Origin of the sequence: Nonomuraea glycinis (assembly GCF_014646515.1) — a bacterium.
GTDB classification, from domain to species: Bacteria; Actinomycetota; Actinomycetes; order Streptosporangiales; family Streptosporangiaceae; genus Nonomuraea; species Nonomuraea glycinis.
In genome coordinates this window covers 169,305-189,050 of the sequence record NZ_BMNK01000015.1, presented here as the reverse complement: position 1 = coordinate 189,050, position 19,746 = coordinate 169,305, and the positions used below count along the sequence as shown (strand labels likewise).

The 19,746-nt window shown below is 66.2% G+C and carries 22 protein-coding genes, 1 pseudogene and 1 CRISPR repeat array; of the genes and pseudogenes, 9 read left to right on the top strand and 14 right to left on the bottom strand.

The genetic code is table 11. From position 1 onward, the window contains the following. Positions 1 to 59 precede the first annotated feature (59 nt). From IEY87_RS33765 to IEY87_RS33735, 7 genes are all read right to left on the bottom strand, one after another. Positions 60 to 713: a nuclear transport factor 2 family protein gene (locus tag IEY87_RS33765; RefSeq protein ID WP_189142892.1), complete on the bottom strand. Its 654-nt coding sequence runs from the start codon at positions 711 to 713 to the stop codon at positions 60 to 62. A 342-nt stretch (positions 714 to 1,055) separates the two neighbouring features. Further along, positions 1,056 to 1,996: a CRISPR direct-repeat array (repeat unit 29 nt; unit sequence GTTGCGATCCCTCCAGGGTGATGAGCGGC). Positions 1,997 to 2,237: 241 nt separating this feature from the next. Next, complete coding sequence (locus tag IEY87_RS47290; RefSeq protein WP_189142891.1) at positions 2,238 to 2,885, bottom strand: DUF2637 domain-containing protein; 648 nt, start codon at positions 2,883 to 2,885, stop codon at positions 2,238 to 2,240. A 228-nt stretch (positions 2,886 to 3,113) separates the two neighbouring features. Next, the gene (locus IEY87_RS33755) at positions 3,114 to 3,410 is read right to left on the bottom strand and encodes a hypothetical protein (RefSeq protein WP_189142890.1); all 297 of its coding nucleotides are present in this window, start codon (positions 3,408 to 3,410) and stop codon (positions 3,114 to 3,116) included. A gap of 246 nt (positions 3,411 to 3,656) precedes the next feature. Further along, positions 3,657 to 4,442, bottom strand: coding sequence for a DUF2637 domain-containing protein (locus IEY87_RS33750; RefSeq protein WP_225277414.1), 786 nt, complete (start codon positions 4,440 to 4,442; stop codon positions 3,657 to 3,659). 111 nt (positions 4,443 to 4,553) lie between these two features. Beyond that, on the bottom strand, positions 4,554 to 5,906 hold the full coding sequence (locus IEY87_RS46830; RefSeq protein ID WP_372462260.1) for a tyrosine-type recombinase/integrase: 1,353 nt from the start codon (positions 5,904 to 5,906) through the stop codon (positions 4,554 to 4,556). 521 nt (positions 5,907 to 6,427) lie between these two features. Further along, positions 6,428 to 7,222, bottom strand: coding sequence for a hypothetical protein (locus tag IEY87_RS33740; RefSeq protein WP_189142889.1), 795 nt, complete (start codon positions 7,220 to 7,222; stop codon positions 6,428 to 6,430). Positions 7,223 to 8,009: 787 nt separating this feature from the next. Beyond that, on the bottom strand, positions 8,010 to 8,156 hold the full coding sequence (locus IEY87_RS33735) for a hypothetical protein (RefSeq protein WP_189142888.1): 147 nt from the start codon (positions 8,154 to 8,156) through the stop codon (positions 8,010 to 8,012). 165 nt (positions 8,157 to 8,321) lie between these two features. On the opposite strand from IEY87_RS33735, the gene IEY87_RS33730 reads away from it, so the two are divergent. Further along, the gene (locus tag IEY87_RS33730; RefSeq protein ID WP_189142887.1) at positions 8,322 to 8,474 is read left to right on the top strand and encodes a hypothetical protein; all 153 of its coding nucleotides are present in this window, start codon (positions 8,322 to 8,324) and stop codon (positions 8,472 to 8,474) included. Between the two features lie 207 nt (positions 8,475 to 8,681). Here IEY87_RS33730 and IEY87_RS33725 read toward each other — a convergent pair whose 3' ends face one another. The 3 genes from IEY87_RS33725 to IEY87_RS33715 are packed head-to-tail and all read right to left on the bottom strand — an operon-like array spanning position 8,682 to position 9,742. Further along, entirely contained in the window at positions 8,682 to 9,188 is a 507-nt protein-coding gene (locus IEY87_RS33725; protein WP_189142886.1) for a P-loop NTPase family protein, read from the bottom strand. Between the two features lie 60 nt (positions 9,189 to 9,248). Next, positions 9,249 to 9,413 (bottom strand): hypothetical protein, encoded by a 165-nt coding sequence (locus tag IEY87_RS33720; RefSeq protein WP_189142885.1) that lies wholly within the window; start codon positions 9,411 to 9,413, stop codon positions 9,249 to 9,251. Continuing rightward, positions 9,410 to 9,742: a GNAT family N-acetyltransferase gene (locus IEY87_RS33715; RefSeq protein WP_189142884.1), complete on the bottom strand. Its 333-nt coding sequence runs from the start codon at positions 9,740 to 9,742 to the stop codon at positions 9,410 to 9,412. Before IEY87_RS33715 ends, IEY87_RS33720 begins: the two co-directional genes overlap by 4 nt. Between IEY87_RS33715 and IEY87_RS33710 the strand changes: the two genes are divergently transcribed. After that, positions 9,716 to 10,447, top strand: coding sequence for an SUKH-4 family immunity protein (locus IEY87_RS33710; RefSeq protein WP_194511350.1), 732 nt, complete (start codon positions 9,716 to 9,718; stop codon positions 10,445 to 10,447). The genes IEY87_RS33715 and IEY87_RS33710 overlap by 27 nt on opposite strands. A gap of 256 nt (positions 10,448 to 10,703) precedes the next feature. Here the strand turns inward: IEY87_RS33710 and IEY87_RS33705 are convergent, their stop codons facing one another. Beyond that, complete coding sequence (locus IEY87_RS33705; RefSeq protein ID WP_189142882.1) at positions 10,704 to 11,324, bottom strand: helix-turn-helix domain-containing protein; 621 nt, start codon at positions 11,322 to 11,324, stop codon at positions 10,704 to 10,706. 202 nt (positions 11,325 to 11,526) lie between these two features. On the opposite strand from IEY87_RS33705, the gene IEY87_RS33700 reads away from it, so the two are divergent. The 4 genes and pseudogenes from IEY87_RS33700 to IEY87_RS47285 all read left to right on the top strand — a co-directional run. Continuing rightward, positions 11,527 to 12,264 carry an SDR family NAD(P)-dependent oxidoreductase gene (locus IEY87_RS33700; RefSeq protein WP_189142881.1) on the top strand — a complete coding sequence of 246 codons (738 nt, stop codon included), beginning with the start codon at positions 11,527 to 11,529 and terminating at the stop codon, positions 12,262 to 12,264. Positions 12,265 to 12,439: 175 nt separating this feature from the next. Beyond that, positions 12,440 to 13,282 (top strand): phosphotransferase family protein, encoded by an 843-nt coding sequence (locus IEY87_RS33695; RefSeq protein ID WP_225277416.1) that lies wholly within the window; start codon positions 12,440 to 12,442, stop codon positions 13,280 to 13,282. Positions 13,283 to 13,453: 171 nt separating this feature from the next. Further along, the gene (locus IEY87_RS33690) at positions 13,454 to 13,648 is read left to right on the top strand and encodes an SRPBCC family protein (RefSeq protein ID WP_189142880.1); all 195 of its coding nucleotides are present in this window, start codon (positions 13,454 to 13,456) and stop codon (positions 13,646 to 13,648) included. A 458-nt stretch (positions 13,649 to 14,106) separates the two neighbouring features. After that, positions 14,107 to 14,307 (top strand): annotated as a pseudogene (locus IEY87_RS47285) (SDR family NAD(P)-dependent oxidoreductase); the annotation flags it as partial. Between the two features lie 261 nt (positions 14,308 to 14,568). Here IEY87_RS47285 and IEY87_RS33680 read toward each other — a convergent pair. Continuing rightward, positions 14,569 to 15,660, bottom strand: coding sequence for a lipocalin-like domain-containing protein (locus tag IEY87_RS33680; RefSeq protein ID WP_189142879.1), 1,092 nt, complete (start codon positions 15,658 to 15,660; stop codon positions 14,569 to 14,571). A 259-nt stretch (positions 15,661 to 15,919) separates the two neighbouring features. Between IEY87_RS33680 and IEY87_RS33675 the strand changes: the two genes are divergently transcribed. After that, positions 15,920 to 16,375: a GNAT family N-acetyltransferase gene (locus tag IEY87_RS33675; protein WP_225277417.1), complete on the top strand. Its 456-nt coding sequence runs from the start codon at positions 15,920 to 15,922 to the stop codon at positions 16,373 to 16,375. Between the two features lie 72 nt (positions 16,376 to 16,447). On the opposite strand, the gene IEY87_RS33670 is transcribed toward IEY87_RS33675, so the two are convergent. Next, entirely contained in the window at positions 16,448 to 16,861 is a 414-nt protein-coding gene (locus IEY87_RS33670; RefSeq protein WP_189142877.1) for a MarR family winged helix-turn-helix transcriptional regulator, read from the bottom strand. A 47-nt stretch (positions 16,862 to 16,908) separates the two neighbouring features. Continuing rightward, positions 16,909 to 17,541: a TetR/AcrR family transcriptional regulator gene (locus IEY87_RS33665; RefSeq protein ID WP_189142876.1), complete on the bottom strand. Its 633-nt coding sequence runs from the start codon at positions 17,539 to 17,541 to the stop codon at positions 16,909 to 16,911. 161 nt (positions 17,542 to 17,702) lie between these two features. Here IEY87_RS33665 and IEY87_RS33660 point away from each other — a divergent pair, with 161 nt between their 5' ends. Together IEY87_RS33660 and IEY87_RS33655 are read left to right on the top strand one after the other, a co-directional pair. After that, positions 17,703 to 18,512, top strand: a complete 810-nt coding sequence (locus IEY87_RS33660; RefSeq protein ID WP_189142875.1) for an alpha/beta fold hydrolase — start codon at positions 17,703 to 17,705, stop codon at positions 18,510 to 18,512. Positions 18,513 to 18,630: 118 nt separating this feature from the next. After that, positions 18,631 to 19,743 (top strand): DUF3500 domain-containing protein, encoded by a 1,113-nt coding sequence (locus IEY87_RS33655; protein ID WP_189142874.1) that lies wholly within the window; start codon positions 18,631 to 18,633, stop codon positions 19,741 to 19,743. Positions 19,744 to 19,746: the final 3 nt, after the last annotated feature.

The window sequence follows — 19,746 nt, the reverse complement described above, 5'->3', positions numbered from 1 at the left end:
GCGGAATGTGATGCTGTACGGCGATTCGGTATTGAGAGCCGCAGCAATGAAGTCAGCACTCAGGTCCCGGGTAGCGACAGCGGAGACACCACCGCCCCAGATGGTTGCGGGTTGTACGACGGCAGCGGAGAGGGGGAGAACTGCGGCGGCGGGTCACCCTTACAGATCCGCTTCGCATGCCGCGCCTCCGCCACCTGCTCCACGGTCTTGCCGCGGTACTCGACCTGTGCATCGGTCGATAACATCATCCGCCACTGATCGTTCTCGTACACCATCTCGTAGGTGAACGCCGCGATCAGCCGTGTCACGTTCAGACGCGCCAAGTCCCCATTCAGGGTGATCGTCTTAATCTCAAATCGGATTCCCTGCACCAACGGCTGACACAACTGGTGCACCCGAATGTAGTCCTCCCGGGACACCAGTTCCCGTGAGGCCGCTGCCGTCCGGTCCCACGACCCGCCATAGTCCCCAGCCACGTAAAGATCGAAGTAGTCCGTCGCCGCCGCGCGCACCGCAGCTTCCGACCGGTCGGCCGGCGGCTGGTCATCGCCCGCAGGTTGCTCCTGAACCTGGCCAGTGCCAGAGGTCGACTGGCCGTCACCAGCCTGCGGCTGGGTGAGGATCACTACGGCGAAGACGGCAATCGCGACGATCGCCGCCACTGGCAGGACAACGATCAACACCACAGGCAGGGCGCCCGAGGCGCGGCGCATCTGGTACGGGTTGTGTAAGGCGGCTGGGACACGGGAGCGCTCCATGCGGCTAGGGGGACGCGGATAAGACGTATCCCAGGCTGCGCGGGTTGGCCTTCAATGGGTCACGATCCAGCATGGCGGCGGATCTGCCAGTCGGCCTTCTATGGCGCCGCTCACCATGCCTGGCACCGATCAGCAGAAGGAAGTACAGACGGAACTAGTGACGGCATAGTCGCACTGGCAGCGCCTCACGCGGACACCCACTTACGCCACGCAACGGGACGTGGCCCTGTGTTGCGATCCCTCCAGGGTTGATGAGCGGCCGCTAGGGGGCCTCGAGACCCAGCATGCCTCTAGACCGTTGCGATCCCTCCAGGGTGATGAGCGGCTTCGGGGATGATCTCGCCCAGGTGGATGGGGTCGTCCCGTTGCGATCCCTCCAGGGTGATGAGCGGCTCGCCTCCACCGCCTGCTCGATCACCACAGACACCAAGTTGCGATCCCTCCAGGGTGATGAGCAGCTGGCGTTGACCGGCGGGGCCGCCGACCCAGGCGGGTTGCGATCCCTCCAGGGTGATGAGCGGCCTGCAGGCGTGGTTGCACGTGGTCAGCTTCACCGGCACGTTGCGATCCCTCCAGGGTGATGAGCGGCTCCCACACGGTGCACGCCGTCGAGCACGCCGTCGCCGTGTTGCGATCCCTCCAGGGTGATGAGCGGCCTTCGGCGCGGGCGCTGGGCATGATGCTGCGCACGTTGCGATCCCTCCAGGGTGATGAGCGGCACGCGGCCGCCGGAGTCCTTGCCGGCGCCGCGGCCCTGTTGCGATCCCTCCAGGGTGATGAGCGGCCCCCGCCCGGGCGGCGCTTCTCCGGGTCGAACCCGAGTTGCGATCCCTCCAGGGTGATGAGCGGCTGACCAATCCTGCTAGTTCGGCACACGCCTCATCGTGTTGCGATCCCTCCAGGGTGATGAGCGGCCGGACGTAGGTGACGACGTCGTCGGGCAGGTCGTGTTGCGATCCCTCCAGGGTGATGAGCAGCCCTCGACTATGGAACCGACCTGCTGGCCTTCCATGTTGCGATCCCTCCAGGGTGATGAGCGGCTGGTACGTTCAGCACATGTCAAATACTGGTGATCCCGTTGCGATCCCTCCAGGGTGATGAGCGGCCGGTCAGGATGACGTCGTTCAACTCCCGCTTGACGTCGTGTTGCGATCCCTCCAGGGTGATGAGCGGCGCGAGTCGGGTCGGTTGTTTGTTTACTGACCGTACGTTGCGATCCCTCCAGGGTGATGAGCGGCCCCAAGGTAAAGCCGCAGGTCAAGAGCTGTGAGATGGCATGTAGATCGCGCTATTCTGCAGCAGTCTGGCGGTAGTGCAGAAGCCCAGGTCAGAGCTTCAACCGTCCCTCGAACCGCAGATGAGTTAGCAATGCCCTTCATTTCCTCCCCGAGACAGCAGCTACTCACCATCATGCGGACGGCCGTAAGAACCTTCTCAGAATTCACTGCGCTCAGACAGCAATGGAAGCATCCTGCTCCGTCAACTTCCCCTCCAGCCCCCGCCGCTTAATCCAGCGGCCCCATCAAGCACTCCGCGCGAACCGCTCAGCGACGACCCGGCCAGACGGGAGTGCCACGTCCGGAAGGCGATTCGCCAAGGCCCACTGCCAGGCAACCCGACGAAGATCGACCGCCTCACCCTACCGAACACCGCTTCCTCGGAGGAGTCGCAGCCATCGTCGTCACCAAGTTGCCTATCCTCTGTCACTGTGCCTTGCACGACAGCGCGCCCCTTGGACGCTGTTCGGCGAACCCGCGACATCAAGAGCTCGTAGCTGCCGATAAGGCAGCGCTCGGCCATGCCGCGAGAAGGCGGCCGACTAGGCTCGGCTCCGCGAGGGCGATGTTTCGCTCCCCGGCTGGCGAGGCTGCCGACCAGCAAGGCCCACGCCAGAAAGCCTCCTCTGGACCCGTACCGGTTGGCCAGAAGGATGGACATCGAGACGACGAAGATCATGCCGTCGACCGCGAGCGAAATATGTACCGCCGCCAAATGATCATCACCGTGACGCAGGCGCAGCTCGTGCCTGTGACGGAACGACACGATCGCCGCGATGACCGCGAGCAGGAGGACCCCCGCAATCGTTGGCCGCTGGATCCGACGTACGGCCCGAGTACTTGCCTTCATGCTCGTTCACCCCTCCCGGCCTGGGAGAACGAGCGTGGTGGAGGCGCTGAAGGATATGAATGTATCGGCGGTGCCCCCGCCGACGGGGATGCTCCCAGGCTGACCTCGGCGTTCATTTCGCTGGGTTTGTCGGCTCCGCTCCCGCAGGGATGATCCTTACGGGACCATCCTGATTCCCGGCCTCCTCCAGTCGGCCCCGCTCCTGCAGGGATGGCCCCCCGGGGCTGGTCAGCCCCGGGCACAGTCCGGATAACGGTCACCGACTTGGCAACGTTGGTACTGCCAGTGCTTGACTTCCACCTGGTCGGTCTGGCTGACCGTCAGCCAGTACCGTTGGGGCACGTACTGCGTTTTCCAGACGCATTCGTCCGAGCGGTGCCCGGCGATCGGCTCGCGGTCACAGTCCCAGCCTTTGGTGAAGATCTTGGGCTGGATCCGTTTGGCGGTGACCGGCCCCTGCGGTGTGGACATGCAGGCGGCCGTGTGGGCGAGCGCGCCGATCAGGCACAGAGCCCTGAGGAGCACGCGTGTCGTGTCTTCGTCATCATCCGGGTTCCTCCATGAACAAACACAGGGCCACCCCGGCGTTGCCGGGATGGCCCTGTTGCGATCGGATCAGTTGTCGTCGATGACTGCGGACAACTGGCTGCGGGTATGGTCCCTGCGGCGTATTCGAGCGGGGCAGCGCACAGCGTCAGCCCCACGTCCTGCGGAAATGGTCTGCTGTACGAAGACTCGGGCCGCTGGTATCGAGAGTCGGCCCCGCGCCTGTCACCCCTCGGTGTCGGCCAGCTCGCCGGTAAGCCCGGCCTTCTTGACCAGCCGGCCCCAACGCGGGCTTCGGGCGAAGGCCCGAGCGATGGTCACGCCGCTGGGCAGATCCCCGTCGTCCCGCCGGTTTTGCAGCGCCCACCGCCAAGCCTCTTGCTGCAAGGCCCGGCCGTCCCTGGCGTGCTCAACCGGCAACCCAGCCTCTTCCTCCCGGTCCACCGGGTCGGCATCCGTACCGGCGACAGGATCAGCGCCACGAGCAGGCACATCCTGATCTCGTACCCGCCCTCCGGCAGCCCGCCGGATCTGGGACATCAGCAGCTCATAGCTACCGATCAGAGCGGCGCTCGGCCAAGCGGCGATGACTCTGCCGATCAAGCTGGGTTCGGCGATGGCAACGTTCGCCCCGAGACTGGCGAGGCTGCCGACCACGAGCAGGGTCCAGGCCAGGAAGCCGCCCCGGGAGCCGTACTGGTTCGACAGCAAGATAGACATCGAAGCCACGACGATCAGCCCATCCACGGCCAGGGGGATCAGCACGGCGGCGAGCTCGTCTTCACCGTGCCGCAGGCAGAGTTCGTGCATGTGGCGAAAGGACACCATGGCCGCAATCAAGGCCAGGAATGCAACACCTACGACTGTCGTGCGTTGAATGCGCAGTACAACATGGTGGTCAGGTGCCAGTGCCGCCCATCTCCTCTCGCTCATGGAGAACAGGGCGAGCGAACACACCCAGCGGCGTGCGGTGATCGCCTGTCCGCCAGCACGACGAAGGAGTTCCGGCAAGCACAAATACCGGCACACCGCAGCCGCAGGCAGCCCGCGACGTCACGATCGGCACCGTCATAGGAGAGCCGGGAAAACGAGCGCGCATGTCACAGCTCCTTCTGTTTATCTTCATCTCACCGACCGGTTCCGGATCTTCGAGAACGCGTCCAGTGCGGTCTCGTCCGCGTCATCCAGCGTGTGCAGGTACTTCTCGGTGGTGGCGATCGAGGCGTGACCCAAGCGTTCCTTGACCACCTGCAAGTCCGCACCACCCGCGAGCAGCCAGGAGGCATGCGCATGCCGCATGTCGTGAATTCGAACGTCGATCCCCAGGTCAGCCTCCTTCAGCGCGGGCTTCCAGACCTGCCGCCGAAACCAGTCAGCGGGAATGTGGCCATCGGTCGCCCGACGCCGCGGCTCACGCGGGCTGTCCTTACCTGAGGACCTGCGGCCGGCACGGTAGATGGCGAAGGCCGCACGACAGTGCTCGCAGCGGCATTTGCCTGCGGTGTAGGCGCTCAACGAGCCATGCCGATACCTTCTCCCCTTCTCGTTCGGCTCGGTGAGGCCCAGCTTGAGCGGATCTGGAGCAAGCCGGAGTATCGGCTTGTCCTTCGATTCCTGCCTCCAGACGAACAAGAGATCGTCGGGCTCCAGCTTCTCCGCTTCGATATGCGCCTCAAGCTTCGCCATGATCTGCACGGTGAGTTTGAAACGCCGAAACTCCCGATCCTTCGGGTATTCCTTGACGATGAACCGCTCACCATCAGGATGAAACTTCGGATTCACCTCGACGACCGCACGGGAAACGGTGAGTATCCTCGACCTCTGCGCCACATCCTTGACGCGCAGCTCGGTCAGCTCTCCCCACCTCAAGCCTGTCTCGATGGCGGCCTCCACCAGCAGCCGGGAATCGGCGTCGGGCAGCGCCTGATAGAGCTCGTCGAACTGCTCAGGAGTGATGATCGTCCGGGGTTTCCTCGGCGCCGGCGGGACCTTCACGCCTCGACACGGATGCAGGTACGTCACCTGGTCGTTGAGCGCCGTCGTGAAGATCGCACTCAGCAGCACCTTGGCGTACTTGATGGTCGGCGGACGGATCCCGTTCTTCTTCATCGCCGCGACCCAGACCCGGACGTGCTCGGGCAGGATGTCGATCATCCGCATGGCGCCGAACTCGGGGATCAGGTGCCGGTGGATCGTGTACGTGTAGCTCTGCCGGGTGGTGGCCTCGATCTCGTGGTTCGGCAACCAAGTGTCGAGCACGTACCGCTCGAACGTCTGCCGCCCCCTCCGCGGATCCCCCACCCGCCCCTGCGCGACCAGACTCTCGGCGTCCCGCCACGCCCTGTCGGCCTCTTTCTTGCTGGAGAACGTACCGGCGGACTTCTCCTGACCCTTCAGGTCCAAGTAGTAGGCCGTGTATCGGGGCTTGCCGTCCTTGCCGCCGCGCTTCCGTGAGAATCCCAACCTGTCGATCACCTCCTTGATCGTTTGACCGTCATTTGACCGTGAGACCCGCTGTCACCAGTGGGCACTCGTAGTCATCGCTGGGTGCCTCAACACCTCCTTCTACCTGCGATATTACGCCCGAGAAGCGATCTGACCAGGGAGCCGTATGAACGCGTTTTCCCTGTTCGGGACGAAGAGGTCGTGGGTTCAAATCCCGCCACCCCGACAGTGCAGTAGCAGGTCGAGGGCCTGATCGCTGGAGACAGCGATCAGGCCCTTGATCGTTCGTTAGCGTGGCGTTAGTGGTTTGAACCCGATCACATAACCGTTAGCAGCACCAGAAAACCCTGAAGATCACCCGATCTTTGATCGGATTGACCTCGGCGCACTGGACCGTGCCGTGCCATCCGAGTGAGGGAGCCCAGCACCCCACCGAGCTCAATCTGAGTGGCTGATCATCCAGAGCGAACCGAAGCCGAGACAGTGTCGGCCGGCCGCAGCACCAGGTAGCAGTAGCGGAGCGGGGTCAGAACGCGGCGCCAGCACCGCGTTCAGTCGTCGTCGGAGACCAGTTCATCGCGGGTGGCCACCTTCTCGGCGGGAGGCGGCTTGATGTCGACGGCGTCGCCCCAGCCGGAGAACCGCGCATCGTCGATCGTAAGGCTACGGTCGTCGCCCTGTCCGAGAGGGTCGGGCTCGTCATACCGTGTCTGGCACCTTCGTACGAGTTGATCCGAGCCGAGCCACAGCCGCCATTTCACGGGCAATTTGCGGTAGCTCGCGTACTTTCCTGTGGGCTTTTCGAACATGCCCACCCACAGGTTCGGATCCAGCTTGTACAGTTGGCCGATGGTGGTGCTGCCCTCGTAGAGCGTGGTGCGGGTGCCGTCGTAGACGCCGGCGGGCCGCTTGACCGCCGTGGTGGCCAGCACGTGCCGGAGAGTGGTGGGATTGCTCAGCCTGATCTTCCCGCACCACAGGTACAGGTCGTTCTTCTTGGTATCCAAGATCCAGGACTTACCCGCCGGCAGGCGGTCAAGGGGTTTCTGCTCCCAGCTGTAGGAGCGGTCCGGGAAGGCGATGCTTCGAGAGGCGCCGCTGTATGAAGCCTTCGGGAGGCTGAAGTCGGTGGCCACGACCTTACCGCCGCCGAACTTGTGGACGGCTCGCGATCGGCTAGTGACGTGCTCCTTCTTCGGACCCCAGACGGTTCGGACTACCGAGCTGTACCGCACTCCGCCATGACCGTTGAGTTGCTGCTTCAGCGCCGTGATCGGACCGGGACGGATAGCGGCTTCGGCGTGCGGGACGACGGCCGGGACCGATGCTGCCAGCACGAGAGCCAACCCCATCGTCCATCGCCCCATGCTCATGCCTTCCCCTCTCGACTCCGTGCCGTCCGGAACGGAGGCTGTGGAAGATCTTCGCGAAGGAAAATCTCAACCCTGTCACGGGTGCGCTTCGACGGAGCCCAGCCGGAGCAAACCGTGGGTGACGGCGTCGCCGGACGTGCCGGTGACCTGGGACGACAGCGACCTATACCTGTGGCGGGGGGCTCGCGTCCTCCGCTACGGGTGACCGACCATTTCTGCGCTCCGTGACTGGATCACCGAGGGAGGGCCAGAGCCGTTGCTCCTCGTCGTACGGGGCTACCTGGTAAATCGTCGAGCGCAGCCGCCCAGAACCGAGCCAGCGCGGCCGAATGCCGACAGTCGACCACGATGTCGTGAATGCGCGCCATGAGACCACATGCTTCCTTGGTGAGGTCGGATCAGTAGGTCCGCTGTTTGACCCTAGGGAAGATCGACTCGTACCGATTGGGCAGCCGACCGCGTACGGGCTGCGATATCGCGTTGAGCTTGCGCCAGACGAGGGTGCTGCCGACAATCCAGCCATCCTGCTCGCGCTCGTCAGAGGCTCTGCTCCACGAGCTAAGTACGCACTCGTACTCCGACATTTCGTCCACATCGGGAAGCGCCTTGGTTCGCGACCGGGCCCGCGGGGCGTGCTTCCAAGTGAGAGCAGGTCATCGCGCTCCAACCCCCTTGACGCCGTCGTCCTTCAGCTTGGCAACCCATGCTCTGACGTGCTCCGGAAGGATATCGACCATGCGTATCGGCCCGGGCGGGTGGGTCAGCGGAACGACAGGGCGTAGTCGCGAGCGCGTTCCATGGCGGCGTCGGCGCGGCAGGCGCGGTCGCACACCTTCGAGGTCGCTTCGTTGAAGGTGAAGCCCGAGAGGTCCGCGGGGCGGCGTAGGCGGGCGAGCAGGGTGCGCATGGCACACCTCCTGAATAGAAGTTCATCGAATCAAGATGGAGTCTGCACCAGAGATTTGAAGCTTGTCAAATTAGAAACCTATCTAAGCAACTGGTAGAGGGATGCGTCCTTCGCGGGCGAGCAGCGTCTCCGTCATGACACGTTCACCATCCGAAAGGGACGATCATGACAACCCGCTGCACCCCGGAACAGCTGGCCAACTGCCGTTCGCCCGAGGTCAAGCCCACCTGTTGCGGCACGGCGGAGACCGGCGAGGCGGTGGAGGTCACCGCAGGTGCCCGCAGGCGCCCCTGCGGGCACCTGCGGCTGCTGAGGTAAGACCCCGGAGAGGCTGCGGCAGGTGGCGGCGGACTAAGGCCGACGGGTTGGGATCGGCGTTGGTCATGGGCACGCCAACGCGTTCAGGCGGGCGGTTTCGTTGTGGCGCAGCAGCATCCAGCGTGTACAGGTTTGACGTGGTGGCCGGGTGGGTGAAGGCGTTGCCGGGCGACGTCATGGCCGCCCCTTGGCCACGCCGTCGGTGGGTCAGCGGCCGGCGGCTACCTGCTCCAGCCAGCGGCGTGTCCTGGCGCGGCTGGTCAGGAACACCACCTGCTTGCCCGCGGCGAACTCGTCGATCTTCGCCAGCACTTTGGGGCGCATGCGTCGCCGGTAGGTGGCGACGTACTTGATCACGCCCCAGTGGATGCGGTTGTAGACGCCAGAGGTGTGCTGGCCGGCGCCGTGCCGTAGCTGGCGGGAGAAGATGCCCCGCAGGGCAGCCCAGGTGGGTACGTCCATCATCACGACGGTGTCGCACGCCTCCAGCCGGACGTGCAGGGAGGAGTTGTAGTTGCCGTCGATCACCCAGCACGGCTCCGCGACCAGCTCCCGCTGGGCCACCTCGAACTTCTCCGGAGGCTGCGGGTTCCAACCGTCGTCGTAGTAGACCGCGTCGAGATGGGTGACCGGCGCGTCCAGCAGGCGGCCGAGTTCGCGAGCCACGTGGGACTTGCCGCTCCCACCGGACCCGACGACAGCGACCCGGTTCATCCGCATGATGCTCCACGATAGACGGAACGGTGATGGTCAGGTGGGCTGCAACGGTCGCGTTCACCGGCACCTCCGGAGGGCGGCGAACTCGCCCAGGATGGTCTCCAGCGTCCGCAACTGGCGGCTGAGCCGGAACACGTCGAGCTTGGCCAGGCACGCCGCGATCAGGTCGGCGTGTTCAACGGAGCCGGCGTCGTACAGCAGCCGATGCACCTGCGTGATCATTTGGCTGCCGCCTCGTTGGCGTGATTGAAGCTCAACCGCCACTGGCCTGGATGCCTGCGCAAAACCTGCAGGGCAGCTGCCCGGCCCACGCCGCGGCGACGGTGGCGGCGGAGTACGAAGAACTCACTCATCTCCCGTGAGCCGTCGTCCTTCAGCCGCCGTGTCATGCCGAAGCCCGCCAGGACACCGTTGGCCGCGATGAAGCATGCTTCCCTGTCCTCTTCTGTGAAGTAGTGATCAAGGTAGGGAAAGGTAAATGTCCCGTGCGGCGTTACGTCCAGCTCACGCACCTCAGAAAAGTCGTGCAGGTAGAGCTGCAGTACCTTCATCAAAACGCTCTTGTCTTCCGGGGAGGGTCAGAGGTGTCGTCGATCGAAGAGCGTCTGGAAGCCGTGTTGGCGGCACCGGTCGGCAGCATCGTCAGCCTCGAACACCAGGTTCTGCCGTCCGCCGGAACGGTCGATGGGTGGGACCTGCCCCGGGCCGACCGCGAGGCTCTCAGCCAGCGGGGGCTGCCTGACGACCTGTTGATGATGCCGAATTTTCAGGCCGCCTCCGAGCCGATCCTGGCCCCCAACATCGCAAGCGGCGTCGAAGGCCATCTGATCGCTGCGGACCAGCGGCTCTACCAGCTCGGCAGATGGGGCAGCAGCGACCGTACGCCGATGATGGGCGCGGTCGCCGGCGACGGCCGCATCCTGGGTCTGCGCAAGGCGCCCCTGACCGTCGAGGACCTGCACCCAGGTCTACGTGACCACTACGCCGGCTACTACGCCCCGTCGGTCATCTTCATCAACACTTCGCTTTCCTGCCTGGTGGAACTGGCATGGCGCTGGCGCGCCGCAGTCCAACTGCTCCGGGAGCTCCACGAACAAGAACCGGCGGGCATCAGGCCCATCGAGGAGCACGAAGCTCACCACGAGCGCATAAGAGCATGCGAACGGACCTTCACCGAGGCCGCCGCAACGGTCGACCCGGCGATCAACCCCAACGACCCGACCGGCACCTGGGTCGAACTGGTCAACGACCTCTGAGCGCTACCGTACGCACGCACACCGAAAGGTGAACAGGCATTCCCGCAGCCCAGGACCGGCTCCCAGGGCGCACGCCTGGATGTGCCACGACTCCCGCCAGCACGCCGCAGCTTTGGCCTGGTACGACCGCTCCCACGCCTGGGCCATCGAAGCCGGCGACTCCCGCCTGGCCGCCACCACCCTGAACATGCGCGCCCATCAGGCATGGATCTTGGGTGATCCGCACCGATGCGTCCGCATCGCCCGCCTGCGGGTTTCAGGGGCGGTCGTCCTCAGGGGCTTCCCGGTGACGCTGGACCGGTGTGGGGTGGGCGCGTAGGTGGGCGCGCTCTCCTTGGCGGCCGAAGAGGGTCAGGAGTTCGACGGGGTGTTCGTCGGCGTTGCCGAACCAGTGCGGGGTGCGGGTGTCGAATTCGGCGGCCTCGCCCGGTCCCATGGTCAGGTCGTTGTCGCCCAGGACCAGGCGCAGGCGCCCGTCGAGGACGTAGAGCCATTCGTAGCCCTCGTGGCTGGACTGTTCAGGCTGGGGCGGCCGTGTCCGGGGGGAAATGATCAATTTGTAGGCTTGCAGGTTTCCGGCTCGCCTGGTCAGCGGCAGGAGCGTCATGCCGTTGCGGGTGACTGGCTTGAGGTGCAGCCGCGGGTCTCCTGTATGGGGTGCGCCGATCAGCTCGTCGATGGCCACCCGCAGATCCCGTGCGAGCGGCAGCAGCAGCTCCAGGGTGGGGCGGCGCTGTCCTGACTCCAGACGCGAGAGCGTGCTGATGGAGATGCCGGTCGTCTCGGACAGCTGGGTGAGTGTGATGCCGCGGCGGGTGCGCAGGGCCCTCAGCCGAGGACCGACGGCCGCCATCGTCGCTGCTGTGCCCTCGTCCATGACTCCAGTTTGCCACCACAGCAAGGATGTTTGCCGCATTGCCGTGCTGCCCCGACGCTGGTCGCACGCGCCCCGCCGGAGGGGCACTGCCGCAGAGCAGAGCACCGGACGACCGGAGGCAGCGTGCCCGTCATCATCCACGACACCGCTTGCACGCCCAGCGCACCCACTGAAGACCATCGAGAGCGAAAGAAGCACCACCGTGAACAAGGACCTCGCCGGCCAGACGGCCCTGGTCACCGGAGCCACCGCCGGAATCGGCCGCGCCAGTGCCCTGGCTCTGGCCGAACGCGGCGCTCACGTCATCGTCCACGGCCGTGACCGGGAACGGGCCGCCGACACCCTCCAGCGCGTCCGGGCGCTGGGCGGCTCGGCCCATTTCGAGCCCGCCGACCTTTCCCATCCCGCCGAGGTGACGGCCCTGGCCGGGCGCGCCGGAGACATCGACATCCTCGTCAACAACGCCGGCATCTTCCGCTTCGCCCGCACCGCCGACACCGACCAGGCGACCTTCGACGCACACGTCAACATCAATCTGCGTGCCCCGTACCTTCTCATCCAAGCCCTGGCACCCGCCATGGTCCGGCGCGGGCACGGCGCGATCATCAACATCAGCAGCGGAGCCGCGACCACACCGGGCCTGGGCACCGGCATCTACGGCGCGACCAAGGCCGCCCTGGAGTCCCTCACCCGTGTCTGGGCCGCGGAATTCGGCCCGGCAGGCGTCCGCGTCAACGCCGTCGCGGCCGGCCCCACCCGCACCGAAGGCACCGCCGCCTTCGGCGACGCCTTCGAAGCCGCTGGAAAGGCCGTCGCACTGCAACGCCTCGCGGATGCCGGGGAAATCGCCGAAGCCGTCGCCTTCCTCGCCTCCCAGGCTGCCGGCTACGTCAACGGCACCACCCTCAGCGCCATGGGGGGACTGCCCGCCCTCGGCTGAACGGTGCGGATCTCCATCATGCCGCCCGGGATGGTGGCATGGTCGGACAGCTCTCTTGTCTTCTGAGTGACTACCGCCCTGGGGACTATGGGCGCTGGCTACGCTCTCCTGGGTCGCCTCAGCGGCGATAGCCAAGCGTCCAGAACCTCGCAGCGACATGGATGTTCGTGAAGACATGACCATGATCCCCCAGCCCGCCGAATCCACCGCCGAGAACCTGCTGGAGATCGCCGACGCCCTGCTCCCCGGCCACTCCCTCGACGACGCCCGGATCACGGCCGGCAACCTGCACCACGTCGTGCTCCTCCCGGGAACGGCGGCCGTACGGGTGAGCAAGCGGCCGTCGTCGGCTCACGAGATGCCACGCCGCATGGAGGTGCTGCGCGAGATCGCGCGGATCGGGCTGCCCTTCGATGTGCCAGAGCCGCTCACATCCGTGACCTGGTTCGGCGAGCGTACGGCGGTGGCCGTCTCCTGGGTGGACGGCGAGGAGCAACCCGAGGGGCGGGGCGACCCCGGCCAGATGGGGATGCTGCTGCGCGCCGTACGGGAAGTCGCCGTCACTCCGCGTCTGAGGGAACTGCTGTACGCCCCGAGAGACCAGGGCTGGGCCGAGCTCCTGGCCGAGGAGGTCATTCCGCACCTGCCGGACAGGTGGCGCGACGAATGCCGCAGGCGTCTCGAAACGGCGCGCGACCTGGAACCTGTACCGGATGCGCTCGTCCACGGCGATCTGTGCGGGTCCAACGTCCACTGGAGCGGGGACGGGCAACTGGTCGGCGTCCTGGACTGGGACCAGGCCCACCTGTTCGACCCCGCCGTAGACGCCGCCCTGATGGCCTGGCACGGCTGGGACAACATCAGGAGGGCCGTGGACCACGAGACCTACCGCCGCGCCCGGACCTACGACGCCCCGTTCGGCATCGGGCATCTCGTCGGGGTCCTCGACGGCCGACCACTGACGAACGTCAAGGGGTACGTGAACAGCATCGTCGCCTGGCTTGAAAGGGACGCCTGAGGGCATACGGTTTTCGCCCTTCCCGAGGTGGTCGGGCGCGAAGGAAAATCTCAACCCTGTCACGGGTGCGCTTCGCCCAATGTCCGTTTAGATGAGAGAGACAGTTGTCCCAAATTTGCTCCGTAACGGCAACGGTGCCAAATCAGGGCTATCTGCCTATAACATGCTCGGATGAGTCGTTGGGTGGCATCCGTTGAGCGCCGTATCGCAGCGCGTGCCGATCAGCTCTACGCGCTGGTCGCCGACCCTGCACGCCATAAGGATTTCGACGGATCGGGTGGCCTTGTCGGAGTGACAGAGGTCAGCACACCCCATAGGCCGCTCGATGTCGGCGACTCGTTCAGCATGGACATGGACATGCAGTGACGCTTTTTCGTCCTCAGGCGCTCTGGGCGACTCGGTGGTTTGAAAGACAGCGATAACTTCGCAGAGGTGGCCGGTCTTGCCGGGGCTGCAGCGTAGCTTGCGGAGGATCTTCCAGCTCTCCGGCTGGGCGTTCGCTCGGGCCTGGCACCAAGTTCCTGCTGGAACGGTTCCAGCGTGCCGGATACGACGTGGTCAAGACGCCCGACGTCACGCCGCACGATTATTCCTCTGCGTATCGAAGATGCGTGATCACCGCAGTCAAGACGTCCGGTGCAGGGTTCTTCTGGCACTCCACTTATCGGATCACGTGCACACCCTTGCCGTCTGTTACTTACTTTTTTGTGTGTGCTTCCGATTGAATCGGCTTCGCCTTATGTTGATGGAACCCGGTTTCGCCGAAGGAGTCGGGCTGCTTCGCATGTCGATGAATCATCGCACCTCTAGAAAAAGGGCCAATCATGTCTTCGCTTCAAGGTAAGACGGCAGTGGCCACGGGTGGCTCGCGGGGAATCGGTGCAGGTATTGTGCGGAAATTGGCGTCGCGGGGCGCGAACGTGGGCTTGAGCTATCTCGCGAACGGGGGCGCGGCCGAGAAGATCGTGGGAGAGTTCAAGTCCTCCGGGTCTCGTGTTGTCGCCGTCAAAGCCGACGTCACTAACCAGGATGACCTCGTCGTCCCGTTGTCCATGGTGCGCCTTTCGTATGTACTGCGATTTTCGGATGTACCGTACTTGATCCCAGTAGGTCCTGGTACGACCCACAAGATCGGCGACGTCGTCAGGGCCTGCGCTGTCACCCGGACAGGGCAGCAGCAGGACAAGGGCCTGATCGCTGGAGACAGCGGTCAGGCCCTTGATCGTTTGTTGGCGTGGCGTCTTTGGGCGCAACCCTCACCGCCACGGACGAGGTGTTGCCGGCAGCTAGGGGCGCCAGTCGCCGTTCAGCTCGACGTAGGTCTCACCGCTGACCTTCTTGCCGTTGTACGTGCCGTCGAAAGCTGCGGTGGCTTCCATGTAGCCACCCTCGGGGGTCTGGCCCTTGACTTCCTGTCCCTGAGGGCCGGTTACCCGCACGGCGAGCTCCGTGCGCAGTTGGGGGATGCGGACCTTCCAGCGGGTGGGGTAGGCCTGACCCGTTTCCGGACTGACCCACAGCTTGGAGGCGTCTTGGGCAAGCGGTTCGACCTCGACCACGTCGTACGAACCGTCCCGGTGAAGAACCGTCGCCCAACTGTGCTCAGACTTCTGGCCAACCGCGTCCCAGAGGGCGACCTTGTCACCATTGGGCATGCTGAGGTTCATCCAGGTCCACCGCTTCAGGTTCTCCGGCATCTCACCCCATTGCCGGTCCAACCAGGAAGTTCCCCTGATCGCGTGCTTCTTGTCGCCGATGACGAGCGTGCCGGTCGTCCGCATCTCCGGAAGCGCGAACTCGTAGGCCGGCACATCGACCAGGTTGAAAACGCCGGTCGAGCCGTAGTTCAGGGCGGGGCCGGTGGCCACCATCTCGATATCGAGCGATCCGAAGGGCGTGGTGAGCTGTACCTTCTGGCGGGCTGAGTCACCCGTCCAGCTCAGTCCTGGTGCCTTGATGTCGAGCTTGCCCTCGGTCCACCGATAGTCGTCCGGCGCGACGACGGCTTCGTAGTCCTTGTGCCATCCGGTGGTCTTGTCGGTCACCGCGAACGTCCAGCGGTTCTCCACCTCGCCCATGTTCGGGAGAACGCGTGTGTGCACCTGAATCCCGAAGTCATGACCGTTCGCCTTCACCAGACTGGTGAAGTAGATGGAGTCGAACCACGCCTGTTCTCGTCCGGGAGCCTGCCGGCCCAGGTCGGTCGCGGGATCGATCACGGCCGCGATTCCCGACGTGGTGGAAGCCGCGGTGGGGCCGGCCTTCGGTGTCGCCGGCGGGCTTTCCGCCAGCGCCGGGTAGCTGGCAAGGATGCCGAGCACCAGCGCGCCCGCGGTGGCCAGGCCTGCCGCCCGGCGCCTGTTTCGAGACGTGGTCATGGGATTCCCCCTTGGAGCAGAGGCGAGCGAAGACGTCACTCACCCTTGGTCGTGGTCGTGTTGATCTGTGGCGCAGAGCCGACAAAGCCGCGGATCGGCGTCACACGTCTGCCGGCCATCCCGTACATTGGTTTGCAATGCCAACAACTTCATATTGGTTGGTAATACAAATAAAGTCAAGGGCTCCCGACCGGGATCCCGGCGCATAGGTTGGAGGGAAGATCCTTGGATCGGCCTTCCCCTGATGAAAGGGAGTGTCGTGACGCTGACCATCTCGGAGGAACCCTGGGACGGTGCCGACGGAGACCGCCTGCGTAGCGCGATGGAAGCGGAGCTGGCCGCCCGCTATGGCATCCCGGACCAGGAAGGTCACAAGCCCACCGCGGAGAACGTCGACGTCTACCTCATCGCCCGCGACGCCGCCGGCAACGCGGTCGGCTGCGGCGCGCTGTGGCTCCTGCCTGAAAGCACGGCCGAGATCAAGCGGATGTACGTCACGCCTCAGGCCCGTGGCACAGGCGTGGCCACCGGCATCCTGCGTGACCTGGAGGAGCACGCCCGCCGGCGCGGGCTCGACACGGTGCGACTGGCGACCGGCGACAAGCAGCCCGACGCGATCCGCTTCTACGAGCGCGAGGGCTACGTACGAACCGACGGCTACGGCCCCTATGCCGGCCATCCCATGGCCGTCTGCTTCGCCCGCCGACTCACCTGACGTGCGCACCGGCGCCGGAGCGACGCGGCCGGCCTGGTCCGCGCGGCCGAACGGTTCCGCGTGAGGTGGTCGCTACGGGCGGATCAGGACGACGCCGAGCAGCTTGACGAGTTGGTCGAGCTGCTCCGGGGTCAGGCGGCCGGTCCTGGGCGCCAGGGCGCGCCGGACCTCGCCGTCCACCCGGTGGGCCAGTTCGAGCCCGGCCGGGGTGATGTACACATCGACGACCCGGCCGTCATCGGGGTTCTTGCCGCGGGTCAGCAGCCCCCGGCGCTGGGCGCGGTCGATGAGGCCGGACATCGTGGACTTGTCCAGGCCCAGGTAGACGGCCAGGTCGGTCATGCGGGCGCGGCGGTCGCGGAGGATGCCGAGCACCCGTAGCTGGGTGAGCGACAGATCGTGCTCGCCGCCGATGCGGGTCAGCACGCCCGCCACCTCGAAGGTGGTCCGGACGAGCGAGTCCAGGACATCGTCGGTGCTGGTCATGCCGTCATGCTAGTTGGGCATGGTTGGCAATGCCAATAACCCGGCGGTCACCCGCTCCGATACGCCCGGAGGAACGCCCGTACTCCCTCGACGATGAGCGGCTGGACACGGGCGTCCCCCGCGGCGTTCGCGGAACCGAGCCTGTTGATCGCGACCCCGAAGGTCAGCGCGATGAAGTGGTCGGCCGCGAGCCGCGCGTCGGAGACTTCGAGCAGCCCGGCCCGGGCGAGGGCGGCGAACCGCTCACCGAGGGCCTCGTCGGGCGCGCTGGCCATGGCGTGTTCGTCCCGGCGCGGCAGGTGGCCGGATTCGGCCTGGACCAGCCGTTGCAGCGTGGCGTGCTCCGCCGAGTTGAGCATGTCGGTCGCGATCCTCATGGAGAACGTGATGAGGGCGCCCTCCAGCTCGGCGGGCTCGGTGAGATCGGCGAGCGTGTCGTCGAGGGTGCGCCGGATCGTGGCCACCAGTGACTGGTCGACGGCTTCGACGACGGCGCGCAGCAAGGTCTGCTTGTCACCGAAGTAGTCGTAGACCGTTCGCGTCGAGACCTTGGCCAGGGCGGCGACCGCGTCGACGCTCGACCGGTCGAAGCCGTTGGTGAGGAACAGCTCCTGGGCCGCGGTGAGGATGGCGGTCCGCTTCTGCGCGGAACCCGCACGCAGCGTCTTCTCGGTCGGCATGAAAAGAATCTTACCGGAACTACACCGCACGCTGTAGTCAACTACAGTACATCGTGTACTGTAGTCCGCAGGCACGAATCGCCCCCCGTGCGGCACGAAGCGATACAGAAATCCCTATTCGCATACGCGTCTACGCACGATTTCGACCGAGGGAGCCAGCAGTGGCAAAGCAGCAGGTGGAGCACGAACCCGCCGAAGCGACCGATTCCACCATCCGGGCGGGTGAGCTGGAAGTCGGGTACATCGACAGCGGCAGTGGGGTGCCGCTCGTCCTCGTTCATGGCGGCGAGAGCGACCGCACCCAGTACGCGACACTCCGCGCGCACCTCGGCGCGGACATACGGGCGATCTCCTACGATCAGCGCGATTCGGGGATCACCGTGAACCCGCCGCTTCCGTACACGCTGGGTGACCTCGCCGATGACCTCGTCGCGCTGCTGGACGCGCTGGGGCTCGAACGTGCGCACCTGCTGGGCACCTCCTTCGGCGGCACCATCGCGCAGCACGCCGCACTCCGGCATCCCGATCGGGTCGCCTCCCTCATCCTGGTCGCCACCACGCCGAGCTTCGCGCTGTGTCCCACGACGGTCAACGAGCTGTTCGACATGCCCCACGACGACCGGCAGAAAGCGGTCAGGGACTTCTTCGTCACGCCCAAGGGCCAGGCCGAGCTCCACACCCGGGCCGCCCAGACGCTTGTCTACCGTGACCCCGAGAAGACCGGCCGCCGCCACGATGCCGCCCGGGAGCACGAGGTCCGGGACCGCCTCGGGGAGATCACCGCACCCACCCTGATCGTCCACGGCACGGCGGACCTGCTGGCGCCCTACACCGGCGCCCTCCTGATGAAGGAGCGGATTCCGAACGCCGAACTGCGTTCGATCGAGGATGGGCGCCACGCGATCGCGATGGAGTTCGCGCCCACGATCGGCCCTTGGGTGCGCGAGTTCCTCGGAGTGACGGCAGCATGAGCGGCACGACGCACGCCCGCGTACGGCGGGCTCAGCTGCCATGAGTGACGCCGGCCGCGGGATCGCGAACCGGGCAGCCATGAGTGACGCCGGCCGCGGGGTCGCGAACCGGGCAGCCATGAGTGACGCCGGCCGCGAGGTCGCGAACCGGATGGCCGAGGCGGCCCTGGCGTGGCTGGACTCCCTGGACGCCGACCAGCGCGCGGTGGCGGTCGGACCGCCGCCGGGCGCCGGCGACGCGGCCGAGGCCGAACGCACCCGCTGGTTCTACACGCCCACCGACCACGGCGGCCTCACCTTCCACCAGCAGCGCCCCGCCCAGCACCGGCTGGTGATGCGGCTGGTCGCGAGCGGGCTGTCCGAAGCCGGGTACACCACCGTGGCCACCGTGCTCGGCCTGGAGAACGTACTCGATCACGTCGAGGGCTTCTCGGTGAACTGGGGGCGGGAACGCACCCGCGACCCCGGCATGTACTACCTGCGGGTCTTCGGCGAGCCCGGCGGGCCGCAGCCGTGGGGATGGCGGTTCGGCGGCCACCACGTCTCGCTCAACAACCTCGTGGTGGACGGGCGCGTCGCCGCCACCACGCCGTGCTTCCTGGGCGCCGACCCGGCCGCGTCACCGCTGCTGGGCGGTGCGACGCTGCGGCCGCTGGGGACGGCCGAGGACCTGGCCCGCGAGCTGGTCCGCTCCCTGCGCCCCGAGCTCGCCGCCCGCGCGGTGCTGCTGGCGCGCGCCCCGAACGACATCGTGGCGGGCAACAGCGCCCAGGTCGGCGACCGCGTGGTGCGCCGCAGCGAGCTCTGGCGCCCCGGTACGCACATCCCGGACCGTGCCGAGCACCCGGCCACCGGCCTCTACGGTGCGAGCCATCGGGCGCTGGTCCTCACCCCGACGCCCAAGGGCGTGCCGGGCGCCGAGCTCGACGCCGCACAGCGGGAGCTGCTGCGCGCGCTGCTCGGCACCTACCTCGACCGCGTCCCGGACGGGGTGTCCCCGCTGCCCCGCTACGACGACCCGGCGGCGCTGGACGCCGTGCATCTCGCCTGGGCCGGCTCCACCACGGCGGGCGAGCCGCACTACTACCGCCTGCAGGGCCCGCGGCTGCTCGTCGAGTGGACCAACATCCACCGCGGCGTCAACCACGCCCACGCCGTGTGGCGGGACCCGGAGACGGACTTCGGCGGCGACGTCCTCGCCGCCCACCACGCCGCCGACCACGTGCCATAGAAC

Bases quoted from the DNA above. Each gene is read 5' to 3' on its own strand.
- IEY87_RS33680 (WP_189142879.1), bottom strand. From the start codon at position 15,660: ATGACCACGTCTCGAAACAGGCGCCGGGCGGCAGGCCTGGCCACCGCG.
- IEY87_RS33655 (WP_189142874.1), top strand. From the start codon at position 18,631: ATGAGTGACGCCGGCCGCGAGGTCGCGAACCGGATGGCCGAGGCGGCC.
- IEY87_RS33705 (WP_189142882.1), bottom strand. From the start codon at position 11,324: ATGGACGAGGGCACAGCAGCGACGATGGCGGCCGTCGGTCCTCGGCTG.
- IEY87_RS33665 (WP_189142876.1), bottom strand. From the start codon at position 17,541: ATGCCGACCGAGAAGACGCTGCGTGCGGGTTCCGCGCAGAAGCGGACC.
- IEY87_RS33695 (WP_225277416.1), top strand. From the start codon at position 12,440: ATGACCATGATCCCCCAGCCCGCCGAATCCACCGCCGAGAACCTGCTG.
- IEY87_RS33730 (WP_189142887.1), top strand. From the start codon at position 8,322: ATGACAACCCGCTGCACCCCGGAACAGCTGGCCAACTGCCGTTCGCCC.
- IEY87_RS33690 (WP_189142880.1), top strand. From the start codon at position 13,454: ATGAGTCGTTGGGTGGCATCCGTTGAGCGCCGTATCGCAGCGCGTGCC.
- IEY87_RS47290 (WP_189142891.1), bottom strand. From the start codon at position 2,885: ATGAAGGCAAGTACTCGGGCCGTACGTCGGATCCAGCGGCCAACGATT.
- IEY87_RS33765 (WP_189142892.1), bottom strand. From the start codon at position 713: ATGCGCCGCGCCTCGGGCGCCCTGCCTGTGGTGTTGATCGTTGTCCTG.
- IEY87_RS33735 (WP_189142888.1), bottom strand. From the start codon at position 8,156: ATGCGCACCCTGCTCGCCCGCCTACGCCGCCCCGCGGACCTCTCGGGC.
- IEY87_RS33670 (WP_189142877.1), bottom strand. From the start codon at position 16,861: ATGACCAGCACCGACGATGTCCTGGACTCGCTCGTCCGGACCACCTTC.
- IEY87_RS33725 (WP_189142886.1), bottom strand. From the start codon at position 9,188: ATGAACCGGGTCGCTGTCGTCGGGTCCGGTGGGAGCGGCAAGTCCCAC.
- IEY87_RS33720 (WP_189142885.1), bottom strand. From the start codon at position 9,413: ATGATCACGCAGGTGCATCGGCTGCTGTACGACGCCGGCTCCGTTGAA.
- IEY87_RS33715 (WP_189142884.1), bottom strand. From the start codon at position 9,742: ATGAAGGTACTGCAGCTCTACCTGCACGACTTTTCTGAGGTGCGTGAG.